This window comes from Leptospira noguchii serovar Panama str. CZ214, assembly GCF_000306255.2.
Taxonomy (GTDB): Bacteria; Spirochaetota; Leptospiria; order Leptospirales; family Leptospiraceae; genus Leptospira; species Leptospira noguchii.
In genome coordinates this window covers 183,662-196,179 of the sequence record NZ_AKWY02000019.1, presented here as the reverse complement: position 1 = coordinate 196,179, position 12,518 = coordinate 183,662, and the positions used below count along the sequence as shown (strand labels likewise).

The window sequence follows — 12,518 nt, the reverse complement described above, 5'->3', positions numbered from 1 at the left end:
TAAACTATACGCACGTGTTTCATCAAAATTTTATTTGTAAGTATTATCAATTTTCCCATTAATGAACCTCTATAGAATCCTACAACAACGTCCTCAATATCAATTTCTTCATGAAATTTTCATTCTATAAAAATTTCTTTTTATAGAAGTTTCCGTTAAACAATAGAGTTGTTGGAAAACTCCATAGTGACGATCAATAAAATTCCTTCAATCGACCGTTTCCATGAAACAAAAACTAAGTGGCGATTCATTTTTCAACAATTCTAATAATTAGATGTTTGTTCATCATAAATCGATAACGTCCTAAAAAATTTGAAATATTATAGAAAACTTAGGAACAACTACTAATTCTCAAAAATATCGAAGAGTTTCAAATTATTTAAGGCACGCTAATTTACAAACCAGACGATGTTTTTAAATTCAACGTTTAACTCCTAAAAATTCAAACGTAATATTATCGCTAAACATATAGTCTTTGTTTCGTGAAATTTACCTGCAAGCGATAAGCTCCAAAACTAGTAAAAATAATTTGAAATAAAAGCATAAAACATCTTGAATCCATTTAAATTTCATGCTTTTCTAATATTCTTAAAGCTAACATCGGCTCGATCGTATCTAATGAAGAATTGATTCCAATTCTCTCAAAATCCGCTTTGCCAAATGAGTAGGGCTCTTTAGAATTACATTTTTTCCGAATGGAAGAATCGATTCCAAAAACCAATTTTCTTCTCGAATTTTGGCCTTGGACAAATGATAAACGACATTATCCAATGTTTTAGTTTTTTCGGTTCTTTCCAAATCGAGCTTACGATTGAGGTTATAGAAAACTTCTCGAGTATGCCAAATTTCAGCGATTCCGGAAAAATTTTCCCGATTTTTACGAAACTCTTCGAACTCTCGGATATACTCCGATTTTTTCTGACCGGCCGGTTGCAAGATCGGGTCCGAGCCAATTTTTAAAGAAAGAATATTATCGAGGCGAAAATTTCTAGGCGCCTTTCGTTCATGACAATATCCTAATAAATAATCTTCTAATGAATGAAATAAAAACCAAGGATCTACTTTCCTATGAGTTGGTTTTTCGCCCGTTCTCGATTGATATTCTAAGATGAGAGATTTTTCGTTATGAATTGCGTTTTGAATATTGGTTTTATAAACAGAAAGCGCTTCCTGACCGGCAATAGGAACAATAGAAACGATTTTCTGAAGTATTTTACGAGCGATCGAATTTGTTTTTGGATCGGAGCTAACTTCTATAACTTCTTCTAAAATTTTTCTAAGAGTCAACCATTCTCGAATGCTCAAACGCAAACTAGAATCAAAACGAAAAGGTAAAATCAAACCGAATGTATCCGTTTCGGAGTCGTAATCGACTTGAATCAAATCTGCAATGTGTGGAGTCGTTCCCAGAAAAAAAAGTTCTCCCAATTGTTCTTTTAAATCTTTTTGATTGTTGACCCCAGTCACGTTGGCAAGTTCTTCGAGAGTCATTCGTTTACCGTCTCGAAGATGACGAATCAGATTCAATTTAAAATTCAGTCGAACTGTACTTGGATTCACACCTCAAATGTAAAAATGGCGCACATTCTGTAAACCGCAAATACAAGAATTAAATTCGGGGCAGTTCCTGCGAAATTTCATTTTTATTAAATGATTAGAACGTAAAAAACGCAGGACCGGGCTTGTTCCGCGCTAAAGGCATTCGCCTTCGGTCGCTAAAGCGACTGCTTCGCACGCTTCACATCCCTACCGCAAATACCGATCTACAAAAATTTACAGACTACTGACATTTACATAAGTTTTTAAAAGCGGAAAAAAATTTTTGACTATTTAAAAAATAAAATTATATATAAAGATCTTAGAATGTATTTCGAATCTAAACTTATAAAAGAAAACGTTATAACAGTTTATCCTACTGATCTTATAAAATTAAACACCTTAGTTTTTTACAACAAAACTTTGTTTGAGTGAAAGATACTAGGTATCTTTATCATATATCTGAGTAAAATAGAAAAGACGTAAAATGTGGGAACTCTTACAAAATGAATCATCTCTATAAAATTAAGTACTAAAATGTTCATCACAAAGTAAATCTCAGATAAGTTCGATAGAATCCAATGCGAAAGGGATCGACGAATGAACTAAAGCAAAACGCTCTCCTAAACTCAATGCATCGCTCCCTAAGGGTCGCTCTGCAGGGTCGCGTTAACTCAGCAAAACGCTTTTTACGAAAGCGTTTTAGGGTTAATAAATTGAATCTAAAGAAGATTATTATATAACGTTTCCTGTATACAATTTATTAACCAGAGCGGAGAGCCCGGTCCGGCAAAGCCGGATTCGCCCCGATTTTTTTTACGTCGAATTCACGTTAATTTAAGAAATCACATCCTGATTGACAATCCAAAATAGAAAAAGATTCTTTCGAAAGTGCGAAAGATATTTCTCGTTTTAATACTCAGTTTACCAGTCCTGTATTACATCATAACCATTCTAAGTTGGGAGAGAAAAAAGAAAATCCCGATCACAGGAGATGAACCACATTATTTAATGATTTCGGAAAGTATCTTAAAAGATTGGGATTTTGATCTTAAAAATAACTATGAAGAAGACAAAGTCGTAAAAAAAATTATCGGTCCCGTAGACGTAGAAAATCATACGATAGAAAAAAATGGAAAATACTATAGTATCCATTCGATTGGAACTTCTTGTATTGTATGGATCGGATATTCAATTTATGGAATTGTAGGTGCTCGAATCAGCCTCGCTCTTTTAGCGGGGGTTTTACCTTTTTTATTCTATCAATTGGGAAAAATGTTTCAATTTACTGGAACAGAAGCTGCGGCAATCGCAGTTTTATATTCAATCAGTCTTCCGTTTCCTTTGGCTGCAGGACAAATTTTTCCGGACTTACCAACCGGAGTATTATTTATCTTAGTCTTTACGATTTTACTTAGAATTGATCCTAAAACATATAGAGACCCTCTCTCGCCAAGCACACCTCTGGAAGTTTTTAAAAAAAACTTCACTTCTAAGTTTAAACATATATTTAAAAATCAAAATATTCTTATATTTCTATGTGGGCTTACGATCGGAAGCCTAATTTGGTTACATGTAAAGAATCTCCCAATTATAATGCTTATACTTTTTTGGACCCTAACCGATAAAAAATTAAATTTTAAATCCAAAGGGATATTACTCGGAACTTCTCTATTTTTTATTTTGAGTTTTTTGATTTGTAATTTTATATGGTTTCAATCGATTTTTGGCCCTTATGGGGAAACCAATTCTCCTCCTACGTTTGAACTAAATTTTTCTCATTGGGTTACAGTGTTTTTAGGTCTTTTTATGGATCGAAACCAAGGACTCTTTTTTCAAAATCCTATGATATGGCTTCAAGGGATCATTGGATTTTTATTACTCATTCGAGATACAAATTCAAGAAGGATCGGAATCCTTCTATTATTAGTTTTAGTTTTACAACTTGGACTCAACGCAGGACATCCTTGTTCTTATGGATGCCTTTCACTTCCAGGAAGATTTCAATGGAGCACCGCAGCCTTATTTTTTTTGCCCGTTCTTTGTGGATGGAAAGTATTCAGTTCTTTTTCTAAAAGAATGATTTGGAAAGTTTATGTCATTTATCAAATTTGGATCGGAAAGTATTGGTTTGATCACACCGCTTCCCTCTATCACTTAATGGAGCCAAACCCTCATAAAAGATCCGGTTTTTTTCCAAAAGGAATTCTCACTTATTTACCCTCATGGACCGATCCCAACTTATCTTGGAGAGATTTATTAAATTGGATTTGGATTGGAATTTTTTTACTGCCGATATTAATATTGAGTTACTTTTGGCTTTGGAACAATCGTAAGAGCCCCAAGGTCTGAATCCTTTAGTTGACAAAGAAACTCGATCAGAACCAATATTTTAAAAGTAAAGGATCTAAAAAATCGCCATGAAACTGAGTTTATATACAAATTTTCTTAAAACGATGACTTATAACGTATTTCAAAACTTAATTGTACTTTATCAGAAAAATCAAGCTGAATTACTCAGCGTCTCGCTTCTATTGGCTCTCGACAAGTTCCGTTCCGGTTTTTGGGAAAATTCTTATCTCAAGAATTTAATGTTTTCTTTCAAAAAAGTTCAAATTCTAAAATCTAAACAAACATTTCTTTCAAAAACATTAAATAAATTGAATGTATTTATTTTCTATAACCGCAACAAATCAAATTCAGTCATAAATTTCATTTCTGGGAAAATATTCATCGTTTACTTTTTGATTTTTTCTTCAAACTTAGTCGCTCAAGAAGAAAATCAAACCGCAAAAGAAAAGATGACCTGTCAAAAAATTGAACTCATCATAAACGGACAAAAATATGACGACGGGCATAAATGTATATCCGCGGAAGCAATTTGTTATTTAGTAGAAGGCCTTTCTTTGAGCTGTTTCGCAAAACCAAATACGGAACAAATTTCTAATAAACCAAAAACGAATTAAAGAGATTTCTAGAATATTCAAAAACAAATCATATTTAATCAAATTTCTGCATGAAATCGCTGTTTTACAGCCATCATAAGAATTAAAAATTTAATTTATTAAGGTTTTCTAAAATAGAACTGTTGAAAAATTATTCTCCATCAGTTTCCGTTTTATGGAAACAGTCGATTGAAGCAGTTTTGTTGATCTGAGCTATAGAATTTTTTAACAACTCTAGTCAATTTTCTTTACACTTTTTCATTTAAACAAACAGATAATATTGTTTTACTATTAACAGATATAAAATTTCAACGACCGATTTGTTCTTTTTGAATTTTATAATTCTATAAAACAAATTCCAGGTCCGTCTTGTTTTTATTTTAACGTGAGTTCAGCGTAAAAAAATTGCGTTGAATAAAATGAACTTTGTAGGAAGCCCATTATATATTTGCAGAGAGCCCTTCCTAACTTCTTGAAAATTTTACTTTTTGTGGGAGCTCCCACATTTTATTTTTTTACTGAAAAACAAATTTCTTACACCGGACTCACGTTATTTTAGAATCTATCTCAAATCAAAAAGATGTATGATTACTATGAGTTCCTACATTTCCAGAATTTGTCCGTAAAATCGCGATTTATGGTAGTTCCCACAAGGATTACGAAACTTTACAGATTTTAAATATTCATTTTTTATAATTCAAACCGTATGAAATCCTACATTTTCAAGAATGTATCTGTAAAACAAAGATTTGCAGGAGTTTTCACGTTTTTTTGCGAAAAAATTAGGTTTACTGATTTCTATAAAAAATTAAGTACCGTAAATTTTTTTCTGAAAACCCTATTTGAATGAAAAATCTTAGATACTTCATTTTACATGGTTCTGAATAAAACAAATGATCCTACTTACAATCCGCAAAACTACATCAAACCTTGAGAACAAAAATAGAAAGTTTTTATCTTTTTAAATTAAAACAACTTTCAATTAAAAGATCAAAAACAAACTATCTTAAAAGGTTTCACTAAAATAAAAAAGGCGCCGAAGCGCCTTTTTTATTTTAGTCTATGAAAAAGAAAATGAATGAAAATATTAAAGGCTTCCTAAAACGGATTGATATCTTTGAGCTTCTTTTTCCAGAGCTTGAGCCTGTTTCAAATACTTTTGGGATTGAACACTGCTTGCGAGAAATTTTCCACCGGTAGATCTTCTTGCAAGTTCACGAAGTTCTTCTGCCCTGGTTGCTTTTTGTTGAGCAATCGCCTTCAAATAATTTCCAACTGCAGTCTTTTGTTCCTTAGTAACCGCACTTTCAACAAGTGCCTTTTCCAAAAGTTGATCTTCAACTTCTTCGGATACGGCAAATATGGAATTTATAGATAAAAAACCAAAAAGAGAAATGATAAGAATCAGTTTATTTATTTTCATGATTGAAACCTCAGATAAATATTTTTAGAAGAGCGAATCTTCAGTACTCATCTGACTCCACCGCAATAAGAAATAAATCAAAAAATTTTTTATATCTCCTTTTTTGAAATTTTTTTCAAATACTTTATAAATTTTGTATATTCTATTTTCATTAAGCATTTTTAATTATAGATGGTGTGAAAGAATACATTCTTATTAAAGTAAGCTTATTGCTTATGATTTTGTTTTCGAAATTGATTGTGATAAACACAATATGAAAAAGTATGCCTAATCGAAATACGTTTCTCCAGTTAAAACATTACATTCTTCATTTTGTAAACAATTTCTCTCAAAATTGTTTCTCAAAATGAGAAAATTGTACTCATTACAATCACTCAAAGTTCATTTTTGAAAAAAATAAGAGTAAATGCCCATTCAATCAACATTGCTTAATTTTTAGACATTTAAATTTTAAGAAATTGAACCTATATCTAGCAAAATTTTTCACAAATGAATAAATAACATGAATTTAGCATAAGAAATGAGAAAAGATTTTCCAAAATTTGCGTTTATAGAATTGGTTTGTAAAACCGCGATTTGCAGTAGTTCCCACAAATTAAGTTATATCACAAATTTTTATTTTTTGTATGAGTTCCTACATTTTAGGAATCGATCTGTAAAGCTCAGATCCCAATTTTTTCAGAAAAATGAATTCCTTACGCCAAATTCACGTTAAATTAATCTGTATTTTGGAATTTTTTTTGTAAGAGTTCCAATAGTTATACTTTTAACGACGTCACCAATTCTACTCAAAAACTATATAAAGAATATCGAATACTTTTATTCTGAAATAGAGTATTATAATCAAAATTTAAAATACCCGATTCTCTTTCAAAACGCGAAGGTTCTCACAAATTAAATTATGATTCTTCTACGTTGTAAAATGATGAGTTTGTGATCCACCCCGAACGCATAAAATGCCACTGAAAATTAATGCAGTAGTTCTTATCATTTCTGTAGTTCACCGGTAACTATTATCATTTCACTTTTGATTTTTCTTAAACTTCGATACTGGAATTTATAATCTTTTTTTAAAAGATTCCGCAATTTAATTTTAAAAAACACATAACGTTATTTTCATGTGCCACGTTATAAAAACAAAGACAAATATTTTGAGGATTTACTAAGTTCAGCGTAAGAAAAATCAGGTCTGTCCTGAATACTTTTACGAAATTATGGACTGCATGTAAAAGATTCTTTCAAACCACAAAAAGATGTAATCTTTGGAAGCTATTCCATTTCCATAAATTGAATTTAAAATGAATGTAGGATTGAAAAACAATCTTGACTCTGAAATGTGGGAACTTGCATATTCTGTATTTACGTAAGAATGACGTTATTCTTCTTACATCAAACTCACGTTAGGTTAAGGCTGTCGAAAAATTATTTTTTCCGTTTTATACAGTAGAATTGTTGAAAAATGAATTCTCCGTCTGTTTCTGTTTTATGGAAACGGTCGATTGAAGTAGTTTTGTTAATCTGCACTATGGAATCTTTCAAAAACTCTAGTTTGTAGTACAATCAATTCCTACAAACTGTATAAAAATAATACGTTGAAGTCTGTTTTAAAAAGTTATCTCAAAAAATAGAGTTGTTGAAAAATTAATTCTCCATCCATTTCTGTTTCATAAAAACGGTCGATTAAAGCAATTTTGTTAAGCTGAGCTATGAAATTTTTCAACAACTCTAATATAAATACCAGAATTTATAAAAAACTTTTACTTTTTTGTAAAAACCACCGCTTATCTTTGGTATCATTTTTATACGTTTCCGTAAAAATTTTAAAAAAATAGAACTGTGTTTTTGAACCTCGGAACCGTATTCCATAAGAGGAAAAAAATGAAAAACAAAGTTCAATACAGTTCAGAACAACAAAAAGTAATCGATGAAAATACAAGGTTTGTGCAGGTAGTCGCCGCCGCGGGTTCTGGTAAAACGAGCACGATGGTAGGAATTATCGAAAGAATTTTAGTTGAAAACTTATTTCCAGAAGAATCCGTTTTGGTTTTAACCTTTTCTCGCAAAGCGGCAATTGAAATTTCGAATAGAATTCAAAAAGTTACGGATAAAAATTCTATCAGAGTTCAAACATTTCACGCGTATTGTTTGTATGCACTCAGTCGATGGCATCCTAGATTTACATTAAAAAAACCTAAAATTCTTTCTTCAGAAGAAAAAAACCAATTCTACAGAGAATTCCTTAAAAAAGAACGAAATGAAATCGGTGGAATTCCGTACGATTTTTTTTGGGCGGAAAACATTCCTTTTATCCGCGAAAATTTTTCAGAACTTAAAAAAGATTTAGAATTTGCTTATCAAAAATTTAAACAAAACAACGGCTTTTTAGATTTTGAAGATTTAGTAAAAATGTTCTTAGATGGTCTTAAAAACGAAGAGGTGTGGACCTTGGAACCCAAAAATGTACTTCAAAAAATTATTGTAGATGAATTTCAAGATACAGATTTAGAACAACTTGAATTTCTAAAATTGTTATCTCGAAGCGCGTCTATTGTTGTAGTAGGAGACGACAGCCAGGCAATTTATAGTTTTCGAGGAACTTCTCCTGAAGCTTTTTTAAACTTTCAAAATCTTTTCTATCCTTGTAAGGTTCATTTTTTAAACACGAATTACCGTTCTCTTCCGGAAATTATACGAACATCTTCAATTCCAATCCAAAAGAATCGTCATAAGATCGACAAAGAGGTTCTTTCCTTTCGTGATGGTAAAGGTTTTATCGGAAAGATTTTTATCGAAGAAGCTGCTGATCTAATTCCATTTCTAAATCGAGCAATTCTTACTTCGAAAAACGAATTAAAAATTTTATGCAGATCAAATTTTAGAATTTCTGAATATATTAGAGCGGGAATTCCCAAATGTTATCTAATGACGATCCACGCCAGTAAAGGTTTAGAATTCCATACCGTATTCGTTGACGTTGCTGACGGTTGGAACGTAAGACTTGATTCTACTTTAGAGTCCATCGAAGAAGAAAGAAGAATTCTCTACGTTGGCTTATCAAGAGCTAAAGATCGTTTGTTAGTTTTAGGAACGGCTAAAAATTCGAGAAGAGAAACGATAGAAAATTCATTTTTCCATTATTTCAAAAAACTCAAAAATATAGTTCCGGAAGATTTAATCTAGAAATATTTTTACTCACATAGATAACGTGAATTCGGCATAAAGAATTCATTTTTCTAAAAAAAGCTAGGGACTGAATTTTATGGACCAATTCCTAAAATGTGGGAATTCATATAAAATATAAATATTAAAAAATTTGTAGGAACTACCGCAAAATGCGATTTTAAGAACAAATTCCAAAATTGTAGAAACTTACATCTTTGGAAAACTCTTTCTCATTTTTACATCAAACTCACTTTATATAATAAAAAAATTATATAGCTTACAAAAGTAAACAGCCGAATTGTACGTTCTTTTACGATAACTACTTTAGATAGGAAGTGATTTTTGAATTTCATCTTTTTGCGGATTTAAAAGCAGACATTTCTTACAAAAGAAATTTTTAATCGATTGATGCGAAAGCGACGATCTCATATATATTTTTTTTTAAAAACAAACGAAAAATTTGCGATTGTTTATATGTATGGTAATTCTGATCGATCTCAACCTTCAAAAAAGAATCTATAATGAATTGCCATTTGTTCAACACTTTTTCGAAAGTTGACGGCCACAGATTCAGGCTGAATTTTTTGAATCGAATCTCTCGCTTCGATCAATAACGGAAAAAGCCCTTCTTGGTTTGTAACTTTAAATCGAAACGAACCTCTGGAAAATTCTTCATAATGAATTTCTGATATTGAATTTCGCACTTTATACGAAAATTCCGGATCACAAATCAGTTCGACTTCAATCGGTTCATGAACCTGAAAAAGTGCCGGATGTAAAACCCAATCCTGAGAATTCTCCCTTTTTTGGCCTTGTGGTTGATAGAGTGGATTTTCAGCTATCGTTTCTACTCTCGTAATTTTAGGGATAATAAATCTTCTTCTTTCTTTTTTCTTTCTATCATACGCTAAAAGATAATAGTCTTCCGAATTTTTTCGGATCAATCGAATCGGATCTGCCTCTACCTTATAGGTTTCTTCCGGAAAAGTTTTGTAATATAAAAATTGAACGGGGGATTTTATTTTCAAAGCCTCTAAAAGTTTTTTTAAAAGTTCTTCTGAAACATTTCCCTCAACCTGACTCAAGTTCTTTTGAGTTTTTAAATCCGTTTCTAACTCTGGATAAACGTCTAATTTCCCTTCAAATAATTTTTGAGATAGTGAATACAATTCTAAAGAAGGTATTTCTTGATAAGATCTGAGAATTGTTTCCGCAAGTACGCTTAATTCTTCTTTGTCCAATCTTAATTCTCGATTAGATACATTTCGATCTAGAATATATCCCTCTTGTGTAGAACGAACCAAAAAACCAAGTTCTCCCAATTCTTCTATGTCTCTGGAAAGTTTTTTCCGATCCGAATCTGGATTTTCTAAATTCTGATAATGGTCTGGAAGTAATGAACGAATTTTAGTAAAACTCATTGGAGAATGACGAGTAAGTAAATTGAACAACAATGCGGAAAGTCTAGATTCCGTTTTTCCTGCTTCTTTTACGGGGATTGGAAAATCTTCTTCATCCTCGTTCCAATTTTGAATTTCTGACATAGCGAAAACTTTCAGAGACTCTACATTCTAATCAACTCGAAAACCACTTGAATCCTTTTGCTTTTCTTACAAAATCTACTTCATTACATATTTACTCAAAAAGGATCAAAATGAATACGATTTTAAATTACATAATTCCTCACGCTTGCGGCCTGGGTCTCATCGCAACCGGTTGGTATATTAGCATTTTAAACGTGGGGTTAACTCGTTTTACAGAAAACGTTCTGATTACAAAATGGACTCTTAGTGGCTTGAGTATGATTGTAGTCGGAGCTTATCTTCCTGAAATCTGGATTAGAATCAGAAATCTTTTTAAAAGGAAATAAAACTAAAAAAACCGGAATTTTTTCCGGTTTTTTCTTTAAGGAACCTCATTTTTAACGTGAAAGGAATCCATGCGAGAAGAACTCAGCAGAACGCTTTCTATATTGAAACTAAAGACGAAATATTGCATTACGTTTCCTTCATACAATTAATTGACCAGAGCTGAGAGCCCGATCCGGCCTACCTAGCGGCCGGATTCGCCCGAATTTTCTAAAAGTATGAGTTCCTACAATTTTAGAATTTGTTTGTAAAATCTTAATTTGTGGCAGTTCTGCATTTTAGAAATCTATCTGTAAAGCTCAGATCCACTTTTTTCAGAATCATGGTCAAACTCACATTAGTTTAGTTCCTATTTAGAAACGATAAATCAATAGTTTTCAAACTAACTTTAGGTTTCTTATAAATTCAAAATACTGTTCTTAAATAAATCTAATATTCAATCGAATAGGTTTTAAATTTGATTTTTATCTTAAGTAGAAAATTAATTTTTTTTATAATTTCGGAAAAAAAATTTATTTCTTTCCAACGTTCCGTCCGATATTCAGTATAGATTGTCTCCAGAAGTAAGATCTTTGATGCGACATAGGGTATTTCAAAAAAGAAGTCCTTTTGAAACTTATGCTTTTTCCGGATCTGAATTCTGAGAGGAGGAAAGAACATGGAAGTTCCACTCACAAATCTAATCCATTCCGCGGAAAAACTCATTCGCGACAAACGCTCTTCCGCTAGAAATGTTTCTACTCGTGTAGAGCAAGAAAGTTTGGACAAAACCGAATTTTCTTCGGGACTGACGTCTCGTTATTTGAAAATTCAGGAAACACTTTCTAACCTTCAAGGCGAATTTACCCGCGAACAAATGAAGCTAGGTATTTTAAACGAAGGAAATACACCTAACAGCGAACTAATTAACATTCTGTTTGGTGAAACTCCTTTGTTTAGAGAACTTGCAGAAAATCCTGAAATTGATCAGAACGCTTTAAAAGAAAAAATTCAAGAAAAGAAAAACAAACTTACGGATGCGATCCGCAATTTAGAAGTAGAATCTGAAAATATTTTTTCTGTCGGAATGTTGAAAGACCAAAATCATTTTTCTAAATCTTTGGAAACGATTAGTGGTAAAAACGTTCAGATGAAACAACTTTCAGAAAAAACGATCGAGAGATTAATCAAAGAATAAAAAAACAGGTAAATTTAATATTTCCTGTTTTTTATTTTTGAATTCTTAGTTCATTCCAAAACCTCAACATTTTAGATTTACCCCAAAACTTCAGAATTGTAAGAACTTACTACTCGTTTAACAAAGAAAAAACGGTTTCAAAACCTACTTTATTTAACGTGAATTTGGTGGAAGAAATTCGTTTTATCTTAAGTCAATTTTTTCGTAAAAAAATAGATGTGGGAACTCTCACAAATCGTGGATTTACAGCTGAACTTTGAAAATTGTAGGAACGAACCACTATAAAAAGAATCATCGTCCAACTAAATTTTAGCACAAAATCGCTGTTGTACGGCCATCATCAAAATTTAAATCCCATTTTAACATGAGCTCAATTGAGAAAGAATTTTTTAAAAGTTTGGGTTCCT

At 31.7% G+C, this 12,518-nt stretch carries 9 protein-coding genes; 5 read left to right on the top strand and 4 right to left on the bottom strand.

Annotation, left to right across the window (positions count from 1 at the left end; translation table 11 throughout):
- Nucleotides 1-615: 615 nt before the first annotated feature.
- Nucleotides 616-1,527 carry a helix-turn-helix transcriptional regulator gene (locus LEP1GSC059_RS08395; RefSeq protein ID WP_020980621.1) on the bottom strand — a complete coding sequence of 304 codons (912 nt, stop codon included), beginning with the start codon at nt 1,525-1,527 and terminating at the stop codon, nt 616-618.
- A gap of 900 nt (nt 1,528-2,427) precedes the next feature.
- Here LEP1GSC059_RS08395 and LEP1GSC059_RS08390 point away from each other — a divergent pair.
- Together LEP1GSC059_RS08390 and LEP1GSC059_RS24660 are read left to right on the top strand one after the other, a co-directional pair.
- A complete protein-coding gene (locus LEP1GSC059_RS08390) occupies nt 2,428-3,888 on the top strand; it encodes a hypothetical protein (RefSeq protein ID WP_061231586.1) in 1,461 nt (486 codons plus the stop codon).
- Nucleotides 3,889-3,956: 68 nt separating this feature from the next.
- The gene (locus tag LEP1GSC059_RS24660) at nt 3,957-4,502 is read left to right on the top strand and encodes a hypothetical protein (protein ID WP_002177008.1); all 546 of its coding nucleotides are present in this window, start codon (nt 3,957-3,959) and stop codon (nt 4,500-4,502) included.
- A 1,066-nt stretch (nt 4,503-5,568) separates the two neighbouring features.
- Here the strand turns inward: LEP1GSC059_RS24660 and LEP1GSC059_RS08380 are convergent.
- Nucleotides 5,569-5,904, bottom strand: a complete 336-nt coding sequence (locus tag LEP1GSC059_RS08380) for an LIC10421/LIC12816 family protein (protein ID WP_002146964.1) — start codon at nt 5,902-5,904, stop codon at nt 5,569-5,571.
- Nucleotides 5,905-7,782: 1,878 nt separating this feature from the next.
- Here LEP1GSC059_RS08380 and LEP1GSC059_RS08375 point away from each other — a divergent pair.
- Nucleotides 7,783-9,084 carry a UvrD-helicase domain-containing protein gene (locus LEP1GSC059_RS08375; RefSeq protein WP_017213922.1) on the top strand — a complete coding sequence of 434 codons (1,302 nt, stop codon included), beginning with the start codon at nt 7,783-7,785 and terminating at the stop codon, nt 9,082-9,084.
- A 479-nt stretch (nt 9,085-9,563) separates the two neighbouring features.
- On the opposite strand, the gene LEP1GSC059_RS08370 is transcribed toward LEP1GSC059_RS08375, so the two are convergent.
- Nucleotides 9,564-10,610: a helix-turn-helix transcriptional regulator gene (locus LEP1GSC059_RS08370; protein WP_017213921.1), complete on the bottom strand. Its 1,047-nt coding sequence runs from the start codon at nt 10,608-10,610 to the stop codon at nt 9,564-9,566.
- A 110-nt stretch (nt 10,611-10,720) separates the two neighbouring features.
- Between LEP1GSC059_RS08370 and LEP1GSC059_RS08365 the strand changes: the two genes are divergently transcribed.
- Nucleotides 10,721-10,936 (top strand): hypothetical protein, encoded by a 216-nt coding sequence (locus LEP1GSC059_RS08365; RefSeq protein ID WP_002151704.1) that lies wholly within the window; start codon nt 10,721-10,723, stop codon nt 10,934-10,936.
- 427 nt (nt 10,937-11,363) lie between these two features.
- Here LEP1GSC059_RS08365 and LEP1GSC059_RS23635 read toward each other — a convergent pair whose 3' ends face one another.
- Complete coding sequence (locus LEP1GSC059_RS23635) at nt 11,364-11,594, bottom strand: hypothetical protein (protein WP_002176963.1); 231 nt, start codon at nt 11,592-11,594, stop codon at nt 11,364-11,366.
- Between LEP1GSC059_RS23635 and LEP1GSC059_RS08355 the strand changes: the two genes are divergently transcribed.
- The gene (locus LEP1GSC059_RS08355) at nt 11,593-12,111 is read left to right on the top strand and encodes an LIC10415 family protein (protein ID WP_002176967.1); all 519 of its coding nucleotides are present in this window, start codon (nt 11,593-11,595) and stop codon (nt 12,109-12,111) included. The two genes, LEP1GSC059_RS23635 and LEP1GSC059_RS08355, sit on opposite strands and share 2 nt — an antisense overlap.
- Nucleotides 12,112-12,518: the final 407 nt, after the last annotated feature.

Bases quoted from the DNA above. Each gene is read 5' to 3' on its own strand.
- LEP1GSC059_RS08370 (WP_017213921.1), bottom strand. From the start codon at position 10,610: ATGTCAGAAATTCAAAATTGGAACGAGGATGAAGAAGATTTTCCAATC.
- LEP1GSC059_RS08355 (WP_002176967.1), top strand. From the start codon at position 11,593: ATGGAAGTTCCACTCACAAATCTAATCCATTCCGCGGAAAAACTCATT.
- LEP1GSC059_RS23635 (WP_002176963.1), bottom strand. From the start codon at position 11,594: ATGTTCTTTCCTCCTCTCAGAATTCAGATCCGGAAAAAGCATAAGTTT.
- LEP1GSC059_RS08365 (WP_002151704.1), top strand. From the start codon at position 10,721: ATGAATACGATTTTAAATTACATAATTCCTCACGCTTGCGGCCTGGGT.
- LEP1GSC059_RS24660 (WP_002177008.1), top strand. From the start codon at position 3,957: ATGAAACTGAGTTTATATACAAATTTTCTTAAAACGATGACTTATAAC.
- LEP1GSC059_RS08380 (WP_002146964.1), bottom strand. From the start codon at position 5,904: ATGAAAATAAATAAACTGATTCTTATCATTTCTCTTTTTGGTTTTTTA.
- LEP1GSC059_RS08375 (WP_017213922.1), top strand. From the start codon at position 7,783: ATGAAAAACAAAGTTCAATACAGTTCAGAACAACAAAAAGTAATCGAT.